Source organism: Streptomyces sp. NPDC051677 (genome assembly GCF_044453465.1).
Classification (GTDB): domain Bacteria; phylum Actinomycetota; class Actinomycetes; order Streptomycetales; family Streptomycetaceae; genus Streptomyces.
In genome coordinates, this window is record NZ_JBITCT010000005.1 from 15895 (window position 1) to 34894 (window position 19000).

Consider the following 19000-nt stretch of genomic DNA (forward strand, 5'->3'; position numbering starts at 1 on the left):
ATATCCGCGAGGCAGTACCGCACAACAGGGCGCACTGTGGCACGAACGGCGTACGAGCCGCCCCGCTCCTCGATCAACGCGCCCCCGCGCCTTCCAAAGAGGCGGAGCAGCCTCGGATCAGCGGGTGTGGGTGTTGAGTCCGGCGAGGGTTTCGCGTACTGCGGGCACGTCCTGGTCGAGCCAGTCGACGTGCCAGATCTCGTCCGGGGTGAGCCAGCGCAGGGCGTCGTGGTCCTGGAGGGGACGGGGGGCCGCGGAGCCGGGGCGCAGGCGGGCGGTCCACACCTGGAGGACGTAGGGGGATTTCAGGGGCCACTCCCCCGGGACGCGCTCCACGGTCTCGGCGTCGACGCCGAGTTCCTCGCGCAGTTCGCGCACCAGGGCGGCCTCGGGCGCCTCGCCCTCCTCGACCTTGCCGCCGGGCAGCTCCCAGCGCCCGGCGAGTTCCTCGGGCGCGCTGCGGCGCGCGGCGAGCAGGCGGCCGCCGTCGAGCAGGGCGGCTCCCACCACCACGATCCGTTCCGTCATGCGGCGGAGCCTACGGGACCGCGGGACGCGTCAGTTCCGGGTGCCGTCTCCGTGCTGTGCCTGTGCCTGTGCCTGCGCCTGGGCTTCGCCCTGGCCCTGACCTATGCGTTCGATCCAGTACAGCTGCTTGTGGCCGCGACTGTCGAGGGTGTCCGCGATCTCCTGGGCCTCGGCCCGGCTCGCGTACCTGCCCACGCTGTAGCGATTGCCGTTGTCGTCCTGCCGTATGACCAGCCAGGGCAGAGAGACGGTGCTGTCGTTCATCGCCCCCCACTCCCCCTTCTCGCCCCGGCCTGCCCGGATCCCGTACGCGGCACGCTGTGCGCCCCGCCTGCCAAGGAAACCGCAATCCGCATATGCCCGAGCGTACGCCTTACCTTTACGCACCGAACACGGCTTTGCACAAAGAGGTACGCAACCAGCCAAGACGGAGGGGGCGCACGGGACCGAGCGCGCCGTGCGCGCGCGGCGATGCGTCCGGTTGGCGGGGGTCCGGGCGCCTACCGGACGACCTGCGGGAACGATGGGAAACGACCGGATTCCGACGGCGGGCGGGCGGCCCCGCGAGGCGCCGATACCGGGGGCAACTGCCGGAAGGGTGTGCGCCGCCCGGGCGAATGCACTACCGTCCCGGGCCGCGCCTCCGCCTCCACTGCTTCACTCATGCCACCGGGGCGGGGGCGACCCGCACGCGCCGCGGCGGCCAGAGGGGCTCTACTTCACCGGCAGGTGGTAGGCGACCCGGTAACGGTCGGCCGGGATCACCACGTCGGCCGTCTCGACCGGGCGGCCGGAGGCGTAGTAGGTGCGGTGGACGACCAGGACGACGTGCCCCGGGACGCCGCCCAGCATGAGGAGTTCCTCGGCGAGACCGGGCCGGGCGCCGACCTCCTCCGTGACGTTGTCGACGATGACGTCGATGGCGCGCATCCGCTCGACGACGCCCATGCCGCCGAGCGGCCCCTCCTCGGGCAGCATGACGGGGGTGCGGCCGGTGACGGCGAGGGGCTCCCAGGAGGTGGACAGCATCATCGCCTCGCCGGCCTCCCGGAAGACGTACTTGGTGCGCATCACGCGGTCGCCGACCTTGATGCCCAGCCGCTCCGCGACGTCGACGCACGCCTCGACCTGCTCGCTGCTGGACTCCCAGGTGCCGCGGTGGTGCCCCTCGGCCTGTTCCTGACGGAAGGGCGTGGCGCCGCTGACGGGGCGGTAGCCCGAGCGGGCGATCCGGCGCGGCACGGGCCGCTCACGCACGTACGTGCCCGATCCGGAGCGGCCCTCGACCAGCCCCTCGGCCATGAGCACCTTGCGCGCCTCCAGCGCGACCGTGTCGGAGACGCCGTACTCCTCGCGGATTCTCGCCTGGGACGGGAGACGGGTGTGGGGTGGCAGCGACCCGTCGGTGATCTTCTTGCGAAGATCACCCGCGACACGCAGATACGCCGGCTGCTCACCGAATGTCACTGGCCACTCCCATCAGGTTGTACAGACAGCTACAGCCTGGCAACCGTGGGTTGTGCCATGCAAGCAAAGGCCAGAGAATCACTCGATGTGATGACATCTGCCCGGGAAACGCTTTACCCAGGCACTTTCTCCCCGCTATGGACGTAATCACACGCATGCTCACACACGCCATCACACGCGTGATCACACATCCAGACCGCCGTCGCCGCCGCCCCGGCCCGTGCCGCCGCTGCCGCTCCCGCTGCCGTCCTCGTCGTACGTGGGCCGGGTCGTGGCCAGGCCCAGAGCCTTGCGGGCGGTGACCGTGGAGTCGCCGTCGACGTACTTGTAGGCGGTGTCGTAGTGCGTGTAGAAGCCGTCCACGGACGTGGCCTTCTCCGCCGCCGCCCACTCCTTGCCCGCGGCCCGCATGTCCTTCACCAGGGCGGCGAGGGGAGCGCGCGCCGTCGCGGACCAGGTGTGCGCGCCGAGCGCGGCCGCCTGCTCGTCGGTCGCGTCGCCGATGTCCCCGGCCCAGGTCCGGTTGCTCGCCAGGTCCTCCTCGGCGTATTCCTCCGGCTCCTCGAAGAGGACCTGGTCGACGGCGGTCATCGCCTTCAGGAAGGCCAGCTGGTCGGCGTCGAGGGTCGTCTCGTCGGTGCGCAGCGAGCCGGTCAGGGTGCCCTTCTCGTCCGCGTTGGCGAACACGCAGGTGATCTCGCGGTCGCCCTGCTCCCAGCTCTCGGAGGTGGGCGTGAGGTAGTAGACGTCGACCTCGTCGGTCACCGCCCAGGCGTCCATCGCGTAGGCGTTCTCCAGGTCGTAGCACTTGTCCTCGGCCACGTCGGTGACGTGGTCGTCGCCCGGAAAGTCGCTGCCGGGCAGCGGAACCGTCGCGAACACCTCGGCGTCGTGCTCACCGGAGCAGGCCACCTCGTCGACGTCGTAGACGTTCTCGTCGAAGGTCTTGCCCGGCACGTCGAAGCAGTCGCCCTTGGCCAGCGCGAAGCTGGAGTTGGGGCTCGCGCCCTCCTTGAACCCGTCCCAGAACTCGGAGGCGCCGCCCGTGGCCAGCGCCAGGACCCACAGCGCGAGCCCCACGGAGGACAGGATCGCGCCCGCGACCGCCATCCCCTTGCCGCGCTCCCCCCGCTTCTTGATCTGCACCAGCGCGATGATCCCGAGCACCAGACCCACGGCCGGTATGAAGCAGAGGATGCCGAGGACCAGGGCGGCGATGGCCACCCCGTTGATCGGCGAAGGCCGGCCGAAGGGGGTGTACCCCTGCCCCCACACCGGGTAGGGCGCCGCCCCGTAGGGGGCCTGCGGATACGGTCCCGGCCCGGGATACCCGGGCGGGGACTGCTGAACCTGGGGACCGTACGGCCCCTGGGGGTGCGGGCCCTGCGGGGGCGGTGCGAAGGGGTCCTGCGGGTACGGGCTCTGCGGCTGCGGAGGCTGGTACGGGTCCTGGGGCTGGTGGGGCCCGGGAGGCGGAGGTATGGACACGAGTACCGTGCTCCTGGTTCAGAAGGTCAGGCGGTTGTTCAGGCGGTTGTTCAGGCGGTTTGAAGCAGAACGACTGGGCGCATCGTAAGCGCGGTACGAGCGGGGGCGGAACAGTGGTCGCGAATGCGACGATCCGGGCGGTGAACGGGCTCACGGGCCGGTGGGCGGGGGTCGCCGGTCCTGAGACGAACTCGGTGTCCTCGGCGGTGGGCGTGTGGCCGCTGTTGGCCTTCCTCGCGGACGGAGCCGCGGGTCCCGCGCGGGAGGAACTGACGGAGGCGCTCGGCGTACCGGCCGGTGAAGCCGGCGTCGCCGCGCGGGAGTTGCTGTCCGGGATGGGTGCGATGCCGGGTCTGGACACGGCCCTGGGGCTGTGGACCAAGCGCACCCTGGAGCTGCGGGAGGCCTGGGAGGCGGGACTGCCGGCCGAGGCGCACGAGGTGCTCACCGGGGACGCGGCGGCCGACGGCGAGGCCCTGGACGCCTGGGCGGCGAAACGGACCGGCGGGCTGGTCAAGCGGATGCCGGTCACGCTGGGCGACGACACCGAGATGGTGCTGGCGAGCGCGCTGGCGCTGCGGACGCGGTGGCTGCGGCCCTTCCGCGCCGTCCCCCTGCACAGCCCGCACTGGCCCGACCGGACGCTCCTCGGCCTGCGGCGCGAGACCCTCCTGCTGGACCGGATCGGCGTCGCGGACACGCCCGACGGACACGTCACCGAGCTGAAGGTGTTCGGCACCGACGGCATCGACGTCCACCTGCTGCTCGGCGAGGAGCACATGATGCCGGGGCAGGTGCTGGGGGCGGGCGTGGACCTCCTGGCCGGCCGGCGCCGGGTCGTCCCCGGTCCCCGACTCCCCTACGGGGACGTCGGTCCCGGCCTCCGCGTCGTGAAGGAGCGGTCCATGACGCCCGACCCACCGACGCTGGACGTCATGACGGCGGCGTTCGAGGTCTCCGCCCACCACGATCTGCTGGCGCGGCACGAGCTGTTCGGGCTCACGACCGCCCGGGACGCGAACCACGGGCACTTCCCGGGCATCAGCGCGTCCGCGCTGGCCATCGCGTCGGCTCGGCAGTCCGCGACGGCGGAGTTCGGCGCGGAGGGCTTCCGGGCGGCCGCGGTGACGGCGGTCGTCTCCGCCCCGGGCAGTGCGCCGCCCCGGCTCCGCTGGATCACCACGAGCCTCAAGGCCCGCTTCGACCGCCCCTTCGGCTTCCTCGCCCTGCACCGCCACTCACGGCTGGTGCTGGCGGCGGGCTGGGTCGCGGAGCCGAAGACCTTCTGACGCATGGCGGAGGGTCGCCCTCGTACCGGGCCCTCTGGAGGTGGGGGCGCCCCCTCCGGGGGGAGCGTGCGAGGACGAGCAGCCGGGCGTCGCGAGCCAGGCGGGACCTTGCGGACACGGCCTAAGGCTCGCCCGCCAGCCTGCGCTGTTCCTCCTGCACGATGCGGCGGGCGAGGCCGTCGTCGGAGACGTCCACCGCGTCCGGGGTCGCCTCCGCGGTGTCGCTGCGGCGGGCGTAGGCGTCGAACAGGCGGTTCTTGTCGCTGAGGATGCGCAGGAGCCGGTCGTCCACGCTGTCCGTGACCAGCAGTCGGTGCACCTGGACCGCGCGGACCTGCCCCATGCGGTGCGCGCGGGCCACCGCCTGGTGCTCCAGGGTCGGCTTGACCTGCGGCTCGCACAGGACGACCACGGACGCGGCCTGGAGGTTCACCCCGACCCCGCCCGCCTCGATCTGGCAGAGCAGCACCGCATGCCCCTGGGCGGCCGTGAAGTCGTCGACGATCCGCTGTCGGCGGGCGGCGGGGAGGTCTCCGGACAGCGGCCCGAACACGCCGTCGCCCAGCGCGCCCTGAACCGCCCTCAGAACATCGCGGAAGTACGAGAACACCACCGCCTTCAGGCCGTTGGCCGCCGCCTCCGCGACCAGTTCGCGCAGCCGTTGCAGCTTCGCGGACTTCTCCGGGTCTGCGTACGCGGCCCTGCGCATCGCCATGAAGTTCCCGGCGGCGACGGCCGCGCGGTAGGCGTCCTGGTCGGCGGCGCTGAACTCCTCCCATTCGTCGACCTGGATCAGCGCGGGCAGCTCGGTGAGCACGTCCTTCTGGTTGCGGCGCAGGTAGGCGGGGGCGACGGCCCTGCGGAAGGCGTGCGGGCCCGCCGCGCCGGCGCCGGCGCGTAGCTCCGGGACCAGTTCGGGCCGCAGGTGGCGGACGAGGGCGCGGAACTCCTCGACCCGGTTCTCCATCGGCGTGCCGGTGAGGAACAGGACGCGGTCGCAGACCCCGGTCCACACCGCGACCGAGCGGGCGCGGCGGGTGTCGGGGTTCTTGACGTAATGCGCCTCGTCGACGACGAGCAGACCGGGCGGCGGCGCGGCGTCGGGGCCGCCGCGCGCGGCCTGCGGCTCGGGCAGGGTGTGCAGGACGTCGAAGGCGGTGACGGCGACGCCGCCGCGCTCGCGCCACTCCGCGTACGCGTCCCGCCGGTCCGGACCGTGCACCGGCACCGCTCTGAGCGTGCTGCGGGCACGGATCTCCCGCGTCCAGTTGATGAGCACGCCCGCCGGACACACCACCAGGAAGTGGGCGTGTCCCTCGGCCGCGAGGTGGGCGAGGACGGCGATCGCCTGGACGGTCTTGCCGAGCCCCATCTCGTCGCCGAGGACGACCCGGCGCTGGGCGAGCGCGAACCGGGCGCCGAAGGCCTGGTAGCCGCGCAGGGAGACCCGGCGGTGGGTGTCGTCCAGCGGTTGCGCGTGCACCCGCTCGGCCACGTCCGACGGCACGAACCCCTCGGCGGCCGCCACGTCCGCCGGGTGGGCGCCGAGTTCCGCGAGCCGGCTGTAGTACTCGGCGGAACGCACCTCGAAGTCGACCCAGGGCTCGATCTCGGAGACCGGTTCGCGCAGCAGGTCGGCGGTGGCCTGGGCCAGACGCAGCGGCACGTCCGCCTCGGCGGCCTCGGCCGTCAGCTCACGCAGTGCCGTGACCGCGGCGCGCGCGGCCTCCCGGCTGCGGCTCCCGGTCAGCGCCAGCCGCAGCCGGCCCGTGGCCGGGCGGGCCGCGGGCAGCAGTTCGGCGAGCCTGGTCTCGTACCGCTCGGCGGCCTGCACGGCGCGGGGCAGCTCGGGGCCGGCCTCGACGAGCCGGTACAGCGCGGCGACCAGGGCGGCGGTGCGGGGCTCGGGACGGTCGACGTCGATCCGCACCGAGACGGTCTCGCCGACCGCGCGGGCGATCTGCCGGGCGGCGGCCAGTGCCTGGTCGGCGGTCTGCGCGCCGACGCCGGGAATCTGCCGCAGTGCGTGCCGGCTCGCCTCGTGCACCTCGTGCACCGAGCGGAACCCGGCCGCCTCGACGGCCGCGAGCCGCAGCCGCCCCCCGGTGACGTCCTTCAGCCGGGTGAGCGGGATGGACCGGAGCTCCTCGGCGACGAGGGCGTCCCTGAGCGGCGTATGGGCAGCCCGGACGGCGTCCAGGGCGCGGGTGTGGTCTGCGCGCAGGGTGCGGGCGGCCTCGTACAGCCGCACCCCTTCCTCGTACAGCTCCCTCGCCCGCCGGCCGACGGGCGGAGCCGTGTCGACCGGCCCGCGGACGGGGTCGCGCACGGCTGTCGCCTCCCCGCCCCGCGCCCAGGCCCGCGCCATGCCGCCACCCCCTCGCCCGCCGACCGTCCGTCGCCCGCTCCGACGTCCTCCCCGCCGTCCCCCATGCTCGCACCCGCCGCCGACAACGGACCGTGATCGCCCCGACTGGCACGATGGCGGCGAGATCGGGAGGCGGGAGGGCGCACGGTGTCGTCGACGCAGACGGCCATCACCACGGCCGCGGGCACAGGCACGGCCACAGGTTCCAGCACAGGCTCGGGTGCCGCTTTCGGTACGGGCACGGCCCCCGTCCACCACGGCGAGCTGCTGCAGGGCGCGTTCACCGGGCCGTCGGGCGCTCCTGTGCGCGCTCTGGTCACGCTGCCCTGCCCGCTCCACACGACCCGGGCGACCTTCACTCCGGTCCCCGGCGGCGAGGTCACCGTCTCGCCGCCGTGGAAGGAGAAGGCGCGCAGAGCGGCCGAACTGACCCTGGACGGCCTGCGGTTGCGGACGGGCGGCCGACTGGACCTGGTCGGGGACGCGCCCACGGGCCGTGGTTTCGGCTCCTCCACCAGCGACGTCCTGGCGGCGGTCCGGGCCGTGCGGGACGCGTTCGGCGCTCCCCTGACGGCGCGGGAGGCGGCCCGGCTCGCGGTGCGCGCGGAGACGGCCTCCGACGCGCTGATGTTCGAGGCGACCGCGGTGCTGTTCGCGCAGCGCGAGGGCACGGTGGTCGAGGACTTCGGCCACCGTCTGCCGCCCCTGCACGTCCTCGGCTTCGGCTCCCGCGCCGACGGCCACGGCGTGAACACCCTCGCGCTCCCCGCGCCCCGCTACGACAGCGCGGAGATCGCCCGCTTCGACCGGCTGCGCGTCCTGCTCCGCCGTGCCCTCCGCGCCCAGGACGCGGCCCTGCTCGGCGCGGTGGCGACCCGCAGCGCGCTGCTCAACCAGCGGCGCCTTCCCGTCCCGGGCCTCGACCGTCTCCTCACCACGGCCCGCGCCTGCGGCGCTCTCGGCCTCCAGATCGCCCACAGCGGCGACATCGCCGCCTTCCTGTTCGCGCCGGAACCCCCGGAGGCCCGGACGCCCCGCACCACCCGCGCGCGCGAGCTGTTGCGCGGGGCGGGCGTCGAGGAGTGCTGGGAGTTCGCCGTCGGCGCCGCCCCGCGGTGACTCGCTGCGCGCCGGACCAGGAGTGGATCGACGGCGCCCCGGCCGGGAGGGGGCGGCGGGACGCCGACGGCTGCGGGCATACGGAGGTGGGCTGCGGGGCGGGCACGGTCAGGGTGTGGAGCAGACGGCCGTCGGGTGGTACGCCGAGCGGCACGTCGAGCCCGGCCGGTCGGCATGGGACGGAGGCGTGACCGGCGTCCTCCTTCGGCGAGTTCGTAGCCGTCGGCGGCAACGGGCGTCGTCGGCTGCGGTGCGGCGGATGGCATGGGCGGTCTCCTCGGTCAGCGCAGGGTGGTGCCGTCCGGCTGGTCGAACAGGCCGAGTTCGTCCAGGGTCGGCAGCCCCTCCCAGTCGCCGCGGGTGCCGACGGCGAAGGCCGCGGTGGGGGGGGGGGGGGGGGGGCCGCGCGCCCCCCCGCCGGCCCCCCCCCCCCCCCCCCCCACCGCAGCACCGCAGCACCGCAGCACCGCGGAGGAGTCCCCGCCAGGTATCCGGCCACGAAGGCGTCGCCCGCGCCGACCAGGTCGACCGCGTCGACCCGACGTGCCGCGCGGTCGGTCGAGCCGAACGTCTGGCGGTCTCGTCGCTGACGGCGGAGCATGCTGGTGGGGCACACGAACGGGCCGGGAGGTGCGGGAATGCGGTGGTGGGCTGGAGGTCACATGATCGCCGCGGTGGCGGTCCTCGCCGCGTGCAGCACGTCGGGCGGCGGCGGGTCGGCGGCAGACGGCTCGTCAGGAAGCGCACCGCCGGGGCCGCCGTCCGGTACGCCGACCCACACGTCCGCCCCGGCCTCGTCCTCCGCGCCGCCCGCGAGTCCGACGCGGCCGACAGCCTCAAGATCGCCCGTCACGCCCTCCCCCTCGACCGCCGGCTGCGCATCGGGACGGACAGAGGTCGCCGTCGCCCCGGGTGACCCGGTCCAGCGGCCGTTGTGCGTCCGGCCGGCAACGGTGGTCTCCCTGGTCCTGCGACCCCGGACGGACGACAAGCGGTGGACGGCCGTACAAAGCTCCGCGCCGGTCTTCGTCCTGGTGTCCGGATGGCGGCTGGACGCGGACGGCACCGCGCACGCCACGCTGCGGGCCGCGGGCACCCGGGGCGGCGGCGCGAAGGTCACCGCGCTGGCGAAGGCACCGGACGTCGCGGGTGCGGCGAAGGCCGCCTTCACGCTGAACGTGGACGTGGTCCCGTACGCGCGGGAGGGGTGACCTCGGAGAGCCCGGGGTCACCCCTGCCTTCACCGCACGGTGTGCGTCAGTCGCAGTCGCGCACCTTGACGGTGTAGATGCCGCGACCGTGGGTGGCCGCGTACAGGGTCTTGCCGTCGGGGCTCAGCTTGAGCTGGAGCACGGCGACGGCCGGGAGGCTGCCGACCCGCTGCCACTTGGTGTGCCCCGGGGCGCGGTACACGACGCCCAGGTCGGTGGCGACGGCGAGGCCGCCGTTCGGCGTGACGACGGCGGAGTCGGCCGGCACGTCGGGGAGGTCGGCGGAGACGTCCTTCCAGGTGGCGCCGCCGTCGGTGGACTCGAAGACGTGGCCGACGCCGGCGCCGGGGCCCTCGGTCCAGTGCCGGGAGAAGCCGTTGACGGCGAGGAAGACGTGGTCGGCGTTCTTCGGGTCGACGGCGAAGCCGCTGAGGTAGCGGTTGGGCACGGCGCCGTCCACGGGCAGGGTGATGTCGTGCCAGCCGGTGCCGTCCGCGTTGCCGACCGAGATGCCGCGGGCGAAGCCCTGGTTGTTGCAGGGCCCGCACCAGGCCGCGTACACCTTGCCGCCCGAGGCCGCGACGGCGGTCGCGGTGCGCCCGGCGCCGAGGTCGTACACGCTCTTCCACTCGTCGCCGCTGCGGATGGCGTAGCCGTGGGTCTGCACCCAGATGTGCCGGCCGCCCGCGATCCACGTCGAGCTGCTCTTCAGGTCGGCCGCGAGCGGGGCGATGAAGCGGGCCTCGCCGGTGGCGTTGTCGGCGGGGGCGACGTTGTACGACGTCGCCTTGGTGGCGTCGTCGACCCAACTGCCGTCGTTCACGGCACAGTTCTGGGTGACCTGGATCGCGAGGTAGACGTACTCCTCGGCGATGTTGCAGCCGTTGGCCGGGTCGGTGAGCGTGTCGCCGCCGTCACCGCCGAAGTTGGAGCCCATCACCTTGTCGTTGCTCCGCAGGATCGACTGGCCGTTGTCCTGCAGTCCGCCGGTGACCGAGACGCCGCCGTGGTCGAGGTCCTTGCCGACGCCCACCGAGTAGTACTGGAGGGCGTCGATGGTGCCGTCGTTCAGCGAGGTCCAGTCGGTGGCGTGACCGGAGGCGTCCTGGGAGCCGTCGACCGGACGCTTGTAGACGCCGCCGTCGTTGCCGACGTACACGAAGCTCTTGCCGTGATAGCGGCCGATCGCGACCCCGTGCTGGTCGGAGTGCGTGGTCTGGTTGCAGTCGCCGGTCTGCTCGGCCGGGTCGATGGACCAGCAGGGGAAGGTGAAGTTCCAGTACGGGCCCACGGTCGACCAGGTGGCACCGCCGTCCTTGGTCTCGTAGACCTCCTCCAGACCCGCGTACACATGCTTCGGGTCGCTCGGGTCCACGGTCAGGAACTGGTTGTACCAGGCCTGCACGCCCGGCATGTATCCGCTGGACGTCAGCGCCGAGCCGTCGGCGGCCAGGCCCTTGTAGTCGGCGATCTTCGTCCAGGGGCCGAACGGCGAGGCGGCGCTGAAGATGCCCTCGAGGCCGCTGTCCGGGTTGGTGTTCAGCTGCTCAGGCGACTGGTCGACGGCGTAGTAGCGGGAGCCGTCGGCGGAGCGGGCGAAGGTGACGTTGCCGACGTCGTCCGCGTCGGTCGGCAGGTCGCCGAAGCCGCTGGTGATGCGGGTCCAGACTCCGTCGACCCTCGTGTAGAAGCCGTTGTAGTCGTCACCGCTGCGCCAGCCGACCGCGAGGATCACCCTGGACGGGTCCTTCGGGTCGATCGCGATGTCGTTGGCGATGTTCTTGTACGCGGCCGAGTCGTCGTCCGCCTTCGAACCGCCGGGCAGATAGTCGGGGTTGGGCGCGAACTCCAGCTTCCAGGCGCCCTTCAGCGTCTTCGTGGAGTGGCTCCACACGCCCGCGCTGGTCGCCGCCCACACCTTGCCGCCGCCGAACCGCAGCTCGTGGACAGTGGTGGACTCCAGCTCGTCGCCGCCGACCCGGCTGCGGGAGGAGAAGACGCCCTGGTGCGGGTGGGACAGAAGGTAGACGCCGCTGCCGAGGTAGGCGTCCGCGTTGGTGGTCGCCTCGCCGGTGCCCAGCCACAGCCGTCCCGAGCCGTCGAGCGCGAGCGCGCCGGTGGACTGCGAGGGCAGTCCGTCGCTGATGGGCTTCCAGTTCCCGCCGCCCTTGTGGGACCGCCAGACGCCGCCGCCGGCACTGCCCGCGTAGACGTATCCGTCGTCGTCGGCGGCGATGGCGGCCATCCGGCCGGTCACGTTGCCCGAGCCGCCACTGGAGTTGGAGTCGACGTCCCGGTAGCGGGAGTCGTCGGAGTTGTAGGGCAGGTCGGTGACGTGGTGCCAACTACCGCCGGTACGGGGCAGGTTGGTCATGCCGGTCCAGGCGGCGCCGTACGCGCCGGGGGCGACGACGCCGGGCGAGGTGCGGGCCTCGGCGTACTGGTCGGCGCCTTCGGCTATCTCGTCCGCCTCGTTGCCGTCGTCCTCGTCCTCGCCCTTCAGACGGGGACTCATGGCGCCCACGGACTGCTCGCGTTCGGCGGCGAGCCGGGCGAGGGCTCGACCTCCGAACGGGCTCTTGCTGTTGCCGGACGCGGCACCTGCGGGTGTCGCGAGGAGTGCGGCGGATGCGGTCATGGCGCAGAACGTGAGCCATCGTCTCGTACGAGTTGGTGCCGGCACCAGGTCCTCCGAAAAAGGGTGGTCGTACAGCCGTCGTGGAGAACCCGACCACCGACGCCAGAAGGCGTCCGGCATTTGGAAAACCCTTAACCAGAACCTGCCACTACCGTGGCGGCAGGCTCAGGCACCCCATCCGAAGGCTCGCAGGGGCAGCCCCGCGGCGACGGCGAACGCGACGCCACCCGAAACCAGCGGGAGAGTGACCCGATCGGATTCAACACCACGGCGCTCGTATCCCAACCCGATCGCCGTCGCCTCCGGGTCCGCGACTACCGCGTCATCTACACCATCGACAACGGTGAACTGGTCGTGTGGGTCGTTCAGGTCGGACACCGCTCCACGGTCTACGACACGTGAGGTCTTGGACATGGCTCGGCACAAGCCGCCGCCACCCCATCTCCTCCCAGCACGCAACGGATGAAGAGAGGTGACGGGGGGTGTCGGTGAGTGATGCCGGGGCCAGAAAAACCCGGCACCCTGTCAGCACGGGAACGCAGAAGGGGTTGGGCTCGTCAGAACCCGACCCCTTTCGACCCGCATATTTGACGAAAATCTCTAACGTGCAGTAACCGGACAGCTACACGTTGAAGCGGAACTCGACCACGTCCCCGTCCTGCATGACGTACTCCTTGCCCTCCATGCGGGCCTTGCCCTTCGCGCGGGCCTCGGCGACCGAGCCGGTCTCCACCAGGTCGGCGAACGAGATGACCTCCGCCTTGATGAAGCCCTTCTGGAAGTCGGTGTGGATGACGCCGGCGGCCTCGGGGGCGGTGGCGCCCTTCTTGATGGTCCAGGCTCGGGACTCCTTGGGGCCGGCCGTGAGGTACGTCTGCAGGCCGAGGGTGTTGAAGCCCACGCGCGCGAGGGTCGCGAGGCCGGGCTCCTCGGCGCCGACGGACTCCAGGAGCTCCATCGCGTCCTCCTCGTCCAGCTCGGCGAGGTCCGCCTCCAGCTTGGCGTTGAGGAAGATCGCCTCGGCGGGGGCGACCAGGGCGCTCTGCTCGGCCTTGAACGCGTCGTCGGTCAGCTCGTCCTCGTCGACGTTGAAGACGTAGAGGAAGGGCTTCGTCGTCAGCAGGTGCAGGTCGTGCAGGAGCTCCTCGTTGCCGGAGCCCTGGACGATGCCCTGCGAGAAGAGCGTGGCGCCCTTCTCCAGGATCTCCTTCGCCGCCTCGACGGCCGCGACCTTCGCCACGACGTCCTTCTTGATCCGCGACTCCTTCTGCAGGCGCGGCAGGACCTTCTCGATCGTCTGGAGGTCCGCGAGGATCAGCTCGGTGTTGATCGTCTCGATGTCGTCCTTGGGCGAGACCTTGCCGTCGACGTGGACGACGTTCTCGTCCTTGAAGGCGCGGATGACCTGGCAGATCGCGTCGGACTCACGGATGTTCGCGAGGAACTTGTTGCCGAGGCCCTCGCCCTCCGAGGCGCCCTTCACGATGCCCGCGATGTCGACGAAGTCGACCGTCGCCGGGAGGATCCGCTGCGAGGAGAAGATCTCGGCCAGCTTGGTGAGGCGCGCGTCGGGGACGCCGACGACGCCCACGTTGGGCTCGATCGTGGCGAACGGGTAGTTGGCCGCCAGCACGTCGTTCTTGGTCAGGGCGTTGAAAAGGGTCGACTTGCCGACATTCGGCAGACCGACGATTCCGATCGTGAGCGACACGTTGCGACTTCCCGTAGTCAGAAGGGCCAGTGGGCCGGTTCCCGTGGTGAGAGGGCCGGGGGCGGGCCAGGGGGCCGGCCGATGCCCCAGTTTACGGCGTGCCCGGCACCGGCCCGGCGGGCCCGTCGAACGCGTGGCCAAGCTCCGCCCCACGGCGTGTCCGACACCCGATTCGGCACATAAACCGACCTAAGTTGGTCCAGTGGAGCAACACAGGACACGCCCCCCGAACCGAGCCGTCCGACACGACCCGCCGCCGCCCCTGCCACCCCAGGCGGCCCGGGAACGAAGCCGCAGAGCCCCACGCCCCGGGGCGGAGCCCGCACGGACCGACCGGGCCCCACGGACCGACCGGGCCCCACGGACCGACCGGGCCCCACGGACCGACCGGGCCCCACGGACCGATCGCGCCGCACGGACCGATCGCGCCGCACGGACCTACGGGGCCGCACGGGTCGCCGGAGCCGACCGGGCCGACCGGGCCGACTGCGGGGAGCGGGCCTCGGGGCGGCGGATGCCGAACCCCCGGCTCACCGGGCTGGGCGCCGGGCTGTTCGGCGGGGCGTCGATGTTCGTGGTGGGGTTCCTGGACCAGGTGCTGTTCGGGGCTTCGCTGACGGTGTACGGCGTGCTGTTCCTGCCCGTGTGCCTGCTGGTCGCCCTCTGGGTGCGCGCGGCCGACCTGCTGTCCGCGCCCGTGATCGCGCCGATCGCCTTCGCTCTGGGGCTCCTGCCCGTGGCCGAAGGCGGAAACGGGGTCGGGGACCGGCTGATGGGGTTGGTGACGGCCCTCGCCACCCAGGTCGGCTGGCTGTACGGCGGAACGCTCCTGGCCGCGCTGACGATCCTGGTCCGCGGACTGCGCCGAGCGGTGGCCCGCCGCCACCCCGCGAACCGCCGCTAGCCGGCCGGTCGCGGAGCGTCCGGGGCCCCGTCAGCCCGTCAGTTGCCCTTCGCCGCCCGCATCGCCGCCCCGACGATTCCCGCGTTGTTCTGCAGCTGCGCCGGGACGATCTCCGCCTTGACGCCCTCGATGAGGTGCAGGAACTTCTCCGACTTGCGGCTGACGCCGCCGCCGATGATGAACAGCTCGGGCGAGAAGAGCATCTCGACGTGGGCGAGGTACTTGGTGACGCGGCGGGCCCAGTGCTCCCAGGTCAGCTCGCCGTCCTCCTTGGCCTTGCTGGAGGCGCGCTTCTCCGCGTCGTGCCCGTGCAGTTCCAGGTGGCCGAGCTCGGTGTTGGGGACGAGGACGCCGTCGGCGAAGAGGGCGCTGCCGATGCCCGTGCCGAACGTCAGCAGGATCACCGTGCCGCTGCGGTCGCGGCCGGCGCCGAACGCCATCTCGGCGACGCCCGCGGCGTCCGCGTCGTTGACCACCGTCACCGGCAGCCCGCCCAGCCGCTCGCTGAACAACGCGCGCGCGTCCGTGTCGATCCAGCTCTTGTCGACGTTGGCCGCCGTACGGATCGTGGAGCCGCCGGTGACCACGCCCGGGAAGGTCAGACCGACGGGACCGGTCCAGCCGAAGTGGTCCACGACCTCCTTGACCCCGTCGGCCACGCCGTCGGGCGTCGCCGGATGGGGGGTGAGCACTTTCAGGCGCTCCTGAGCCAGGTCGCCCCTGTCCAGGTCCACAGGGGCGCCCTTGATCCCGGATCCGCCGATGTCCACGCCGAAGATCTTCATGGCCCTACGTTACGACGACCGACTGACAGTCACTCGGTCACGGTGCCCGAGGAGCCCTCGGCGCCGCTTCCGCCGCGCTCGGCGACCAGGGCCGCCGCCTCCTCGCGCAGGTCCCGCCGGAGTTCCTTGGGCAGCGAGAAGGTGATGTGCTCCTCGGCGGCCTTGACGAGCTCGACGTCGCCGTACCCGCGCTCGGTGAGCCAGGCCAGGACCTCCTCGACGAGGACCTCGGGGACGGACGCGCCGGAGGTGACGCCCACCGTCGTCACGCCTTCCAGCCAGGCCTCGTCGATCTCGCTCGCGAAGTCCACGAGGTAGGCCTCGCGGGAGCCGGCGAGCTTGGCGACCTCGACGAGACGCTTGGAGTTGGAGGAGTTGCGGGAGCCGACCACGATCACCAGTTCCGCCTCCGCGCCCATCTGCTTCACGGCGAGCTGACGGTTCTGCGTGGCGTAGCAGATGTCGTCGCTGGGCGGCGAGATGAGCTGCGGGAACTTCTCCTTCAGGGCGTCGACGGTCTCCATGGTCTCGTCGACGGAGAGGGTGGTCTGGGAGAGCCACACGATCTTCGACGGGTCGCGGACCTCGACCTTGGCGACGTCCTCGGGGCCGTCGACGAGCTGGATGTGGTCGGGGGCCTCGCCGGAGGTGCCGATGACCTCCTCGTGGCCCTCGTGCCCGATCAGGAGGATGTCGTAGTCCTCGCCGGCGAAGCGGACGGCTTCCTTGTGGACCTTGGTGACGAGCGGGCAGGTCGCGTCGATGGTGGCGAGGCGCCCGCGCGCGGCCTCCTCGTGGACGACGGGGGCGACGCCGTGCGCGGAGAACATGACGATGTTGCCCGGCGGCACCTCCTCCGTCCGCTCGACGAAGATGGCGCCCTTGTTCTCCAGGGTCTGCACGACGTACTTGTTGTGGACGATCTCGTGGCGGACGTAGACCGGGGCCCCGTACTGCTCCAGGGCCTTCTCGACGGCGATCACGGCACGGTCGACGCCCGCGCAGTAGCCCCGGGGAGCGGCGAGCAGGACACGGCGGCGGCCAGGCGAAGCAGTCATGCGTCCCATCGTAAGGCCGCCTCCAGGGGGTCGAAGATCCCCGACGGGTGAAGGGTTCGCGTCCACTGCGTTGTCAGTCGTGGCCGTTACTCTCGGGCGCATGGCTGTGAACACGTCCGCGGACGCCCCGCTGCCCGTCGGCGAGGTGTCGCGGCTCATCGGGAGCTGGATCGAGCGGCTCGGCGCGGTGTGGGTCGAGGGGCAGATCACGCAGTTGTCGCGGCGTCCGGGTGCGGGCGTCGTGTTTCTGACGCTGCGGGATCCGTCGCACGACATCTCCGTCAGCGTGACCTGCTACCGACAGGTCTTCGACGCGGTCGCGGACGTCGTCGGCGAGGGCGCGCGGGTCGTCGTCCACGCGAAGCCGGAGTGGTACGCGCCGCGGGGGCAGTTGTCGCTGCGGGCCGTGGAGATACGGCCGGTGGGGGTCGGGGAGCTGCTGGCGCGGCTGGAGCAGTTGAAGAAGTCCCTGGCCTCGGAGGGGCTCTTCGCCCCCGCGCGGAAGAAGCCGCTGCCCTTCCTGCCGCAGCTCGTCGGGCTGGTGTGCGGGCGGGCCTCCGCCGCGGAGCGGGACGTCCTGGAGAACGCCCGGCACCGCTGGCCCGCCGTCCGCTTCGAGGTGCGCAACGTCGCCGTCCAGGGCGTGCACGCGGTGACGCAGGTCGTCCAGGCCGTCAAGGAGCTCGACGCGCTCGACGACGTGGACGTGATCATCGTGGCGCGCGGGGGCGGCAGCGTCGAGGATCTGCTGCCGTTCTCGGACGAGCAGCTGGTCCGGGCGGTCGCGGCCTGTCGCACGCCGGTCGTCTCGGCGATCGGGCACGAGCCGGACAACCCGCTCCTCGACCATGTGGCCGACCTGCGCGCCTCGACGCCGACCGACGCCGCGAAGAAGGTCGTGCCGGACGTCGGCGAGGAGCTGGAGCGGGTGCGGATGCTGCGCGGGCGGGCGCGGCGGTGTGCGGAGGCGTTCGTGGAGCGCGAGGAGCGCGGGCTGGCGCACGCGCTCGCGCGGCCCGTCATACAGGATCCGCACCGGATGGTCGACGAGCGGGCCGACCATGTCGCCTCGCTCGTGGACCGCACCCGGCGCACGCTCGGCCACCTCCTGGACCGCGCCGACTCCGAGCTGACGCACACCCACGCGCGCGTGGTGGCCCTGTCGCCGGCCGCGACGCTGAGGCGCGGGTACGCGGTGCTGCAGAAGGCGGACGGGCACGTGGTCCGGGACCCGGGCGAGGTGGCGGCGGACGAGGTGCTGCGCGCGCGGGTCGCCGAGGGGGAGTTCACCGTGAGCCGGGTCGACGGCCAGTAGCCGACGGCCGGACAGCGGCAGCCGGGAAACGACGACTGGGAATGGGTGCATGACGAGCAGGACGGACGAGGCGCTCGGTTACGAGCAGGCCCGCGACGAGCTGATCGAGGTCGTACGGCGTCTGGAGGCGGGGGGCACGACGTTGGAGGAGTCCCTCGCCCTCTGGGAGCGCGGCGAGGAGCTGGCCAAGGTGTGCCGGCGCTGGCTGGAGGGTGCGCGGGCGCGGCTGGACGCGGCGCTGGCCGACGAGGAGGAGACCACCGCGGACGAGGAGTGACCCCGGCCCCGGCGGGGCCGGCTCACCGCCTGGTGGGCCGGCTGACCGGCCGGGCGGATGTGAAGCGGATCACCTCACGCCCCCTTTTGTTGAACCTTGAACATCCCTCCCGTACCGTCGGTGTCGTCAGCCGATCCGGACCACGGTCCGGTACTGGATCCGGACGCCACTCCAAGGAAGTACACGCATGTCTCTCGTTCTTGACGCCGCCGCCCAGGACCTGCTGTTCCGCGAGGCCCGCACCGCGAACACCTTCACCGACGAGCCGGTGACCGACGAGCAGGTCCAGGCGATCTACGACCTCGTCAAGTACGGCCCGACGGCGTTCAACCAGAGCCCGCTGCGCATCACCCTGGTCCGCTCCGCCGAGGCCCGCGAGCGCCTGGTGAAGCACATGGCCGAGGGCAACCAGCCCAAGACCGCCACCGCCCCGCTGGTCGCGATCCTCTCCGCGGACAACGAGTTCCACGAGGAGCTGCCGACCCTGTTCCCGCACTTCCCGCAGGCCAAGGACCTCTTCTTCAGCGAGCGCCCGGCCCGTGAGGGCGCCGCCTCGCTGAACGCCGCGCTGCAGGTCGCCTACTTCATCATCGGCGTCCGCGCGGCCGGTCTCGCCGCCGGCCCGATGACCGGCGTGGACTTCGCGGGCGTCCAGAAGGAGTTCCTGGACGACGACCACACCCCGCTGGTCGTCATCAACATCGGCAAGCCGGGCGAGGACTCCTGGTTCCCGCGCTCCCCGCGCCTGGCGTACGACGAGGTCGTCACCACCGTCTGAGACCGGTGACGCAAGCACCAGTGACATACGAAGAGGCCCCCGGCGCGTGCCGGGGGCCTCTTCG

The 19000-nt window shown here is 72.3% G+C and carries 18 protein-coding genes; 8 read left to right on the plus strand and 10 right to left on the minus strand.

The window, feature by feature from the left end:
* Window positions 1–117: 117 nt before the first annotated feature.
* From ACIBAF_RS07195 to ACIBAF_RS07210, 4 genes are all read right to left on the minus strand, one after another.
* The gene (locus ACIBAF_RS07195) at window positions 118–528 is read right to left on the minus strand and encodes a (deoxy)nucleoside triphosphate pyrophosphohydrolase (RefSeq protein WP_399462129.1); all 411 of its coding nucleotides are present in this window, start codon (window positions 526–528) and stop codon (window positions 118–120) included.
* A gap of 30 nt (window positions 529–558) precedes the next feature.
* The gene (locus ACIBAF_RS07200) at window positions 559–792 is read right to left on the minus strand and encodes a hypothetical protein (protein ID WP_399462130.1); all 234 of its coding nucleotides are present in this window, start codon (window positions 790–792) and stop codon (window positions 559–561) included.
* Between the two features lie 450 nt (window positions 793–1242).
* Window positions 1243–1995: a GntR family transcriptional regulator gene (locus ACIBAF_RS07205; RefSeq protein WP_399462131.1), complete on the minus strand. Its 753-nt coding sequence runs from the start codon at window positions 1993–1995 to the stop codon at window positions 1243–1245.
* A 183-nt stretch (window positions 1996–2178) separates the two neighbouring features.
* Window positions 2179–3483, minus strand: a complete 1305-nt coding sequence (locus ACIBAF_RS07210) for a DUF4190 domain-containing protein (protein WP_399462132.1) — start codon at window positions 3481–3483, stop codon at window positions 2179–2181.
* A 140-nt stretch (window positions 3484–3623) separates the two neighbouring features.
* On the opposite strand from ACIBAF_RS07210, the gene ACIBAF_RS07215 reads away from it, so the two are divergent.
* Window positions 3624–4772, plus strand: coding sequence for a serpin family protein (locus ACIBAF_RS07215; RefSeq protein WP_399462133.1), 1149 nt, complete (start codon window positions 3624–3626; stop codon window positions 4770–4772).
* 121 nt (window positions 4773–4893) lie between these two features.
* Here ACIBAF_RS07215 and ACIBAF_RS07220 read toward each other — a convergent pair whose 3' ends face one another.
* Window positions 4894–7140, minus strand: a complete 2247-nt coding sequence (locus tag ACIBAF_RS07220) for a DEAD/DEAH box helicase (protein WP_399462134.1) — start codon at window positions 7138–7140, stop codon at window positions 4894–4896.
* A 147-nt stretch (window positions 7141–7287) separates the two neighbouring features.
* Between ACIBAF_RS07220 and ACIBAF_RS07225 the strand changes: the two genes are divergently transcribed.
* Window positions 7288–8259 carry a kinase gene (locus ACIBAF_RS07225; RefSeq protein ID WP_399462135.1) on the plus strand — a complete coding sequence of 324 codons (972 nt, stop codon included), beginning with the start codon at window positions 7288–7290 and terminating at the stop codon, window positions 8257–8259.
* A 658-nt stretch (window positions 8260–8917) separates the two neighbouring features.
* On the opposite strand, the gene ACIBAF_RS07230 is transcribed toward ACIBAF_RS07225, so the two are convergent.
* Window positions 8918–9112 carry a hypothetical protein gene (locus ACIBAF_RS07230; RefSeq protein ID WP_399462136.1) on the minus strand — a complete coding sequence of 65 codons (195 nt, stop codon included), beginning with the start codon at window positions 9110–9112 and terminating at the stop codon, window positions 8918–8920.
* 100 nt (window positions 9113–9212) lie between these two features.
* On the opposite strand from ACIBAF_RS07230, the gene ACIBAF_RS07235 reads away from it, so the two are divergent.
* Complete coding sequence (locus ACIBAF_RS07235; RefSeq protein ID WP_399462137.1) at window positions 9213–9470, plus strand: acetyl-CoA synthetase; 258 nt, start codon at window positions 9213–9215, stop codon at window positions 9468–9470.
* 46 nt (window positions 9471–9516) lie between these two features.
* On the opposite strand, the gene ACIBAF_RS07240 is transcribed toward ACIBAF_RS07235, so the two are convergent.
* A complete protein-coding gene (locus ACIBAF_RS07240) occupies window positions 9517–12108 on the minus strand; it encodes a glycosyl hydrolase (protein WP_399462138.1) in 2592 nt (863 codons plus the stop codon).
* A gap of 153 nt (window positions 12109–12261) precedes the next feature.
* Here ACIBAF_RS07240 and ACIBAF_RS07245 point away from each other — a divergent pair, with 153 nt between their 5' ends.
* A complete protein-coding gene (locus tag ACIBAF_RS07245) occupies window positions 12262–12510 on the plus strand; it encodes a type II toxin-antitoxin system RelE/ParE family toxin (protein WP_399462139.1) in 249 nt (82 codons plus the stop codon).
* Window positions 12511–12730: 220 nt separating this feature from the next.
* Here ACIBAF_RS07245 and ychF read toward each other — a convergent pair whose 3' ends face one another.
* Window positions 12731–13819: a redox-regulated ATPase YchF gene (gene ychF / locus ACIBAF_RS07250; RefSeq protein ID WP_399462140.1), complete on the minus strand. Its 1089-nt coding sequence runs from the start codon at window positions 13817–13819 to the stop codon at window positions 12731–12733.
* Window positions 13820–14333: 514 nt separating this feature from the next.
* Between ychF and ACIBAF_RS07255 the strand changes: the two genes are divergently transcribed.
* Window positions 14334–14723 (plus strand): DUF6542 domain-containing protein, encoded by a 390-nt coding sequence (locus ACIBAF_RS07255; RefSeq protein WP_399462141.1) that lies wholly within the window; start codon window positions 14334–14336, stop codon window positions 14721–14723.
* Window positions 14724–14761: 38 nt separating this feature from the next.
* Here the strand turns inward: ACIBAF_RS07255 and ppgK are convergent, their stop codons facing one another.
* Both ppgK and ACIBAF_RS07265 read right to left on the minus strand, forming a co-directional pair.
* A complete protein-coding gene (gene ppgK, locus ACIBAF_RS07260) occupies window positions 14762–15508 on the minus strand; it encodes a polyphosphate--glucose phosphotransferase (protein WP_399462142.1) in 747 nt (248 codons plus the stop codon).
* Between the two features lie 29 nt (window positions 15509–15537).
* A complete protein-coding gene (locus ACIBAF_RS07265) occupies window positions 15538–16575 on the minus strand; it encodes a 4-hydroxy-3-methylbut-2-enyl diphosphate reductase (RefSeq protein ID WP_399462143.1) in 1038 nt (345 codons plus the stop codon).
* A gap of 91 nt (window positions 16576–16666) precedes the next feature.
* Between ACIBAF_RS07265 and xseA the strand changes: the two genes are divergently transcribed.
* The 3 genes from xseA to ACIBAF_RS07280 all read left to right on the plus strand — a co-directional run bounded on the left by xseA (window position 16667) and on the right by ACIBAF_RS07280 (window position 18936).
* Window positions 16667–17881, plus strand: a complete 1215-nt coding sequence (xseA, locus tag ACIBAF_RS07270) for an exodeoxyribonuclease VII large subunit (RefSeq protein ID WP_399462144.1) — start codon at window positions 16667–16669, stop codon at window positions 17879–17881.
* A gap of 49 nt (window positions 17882–17930) precedes the next feature.
* The gene (locus ACIBAF_RS07275; RefSeq protein WP_399462145.1) at window positions 17931–18158 is read left to right on the plus strand and encodes an exodeoxyribonuclease VII small subunit; all 228 of its coding nucleotides are present in this window, start codon (window positions 17931–17933) and stop codon (window positions 18156–18158) included.
* 187 nt (window positions 18159–18345) lie between these two features.
* The gene (locus ACIBAF_RS07280; RefSeq protein WP_399462146.1) at window positions 18346–18936 is read left to right on the plus strand and encodes a malonic semialdehyde reductase; all 591 of its coding nucleotides are present in this window, start codon (window positions 18346–18348) and stop codon (window positions 18934–18936) included.
* The last annotated feature ends 64 nt before the right edge of the window (window positions 18937–19000 follow it).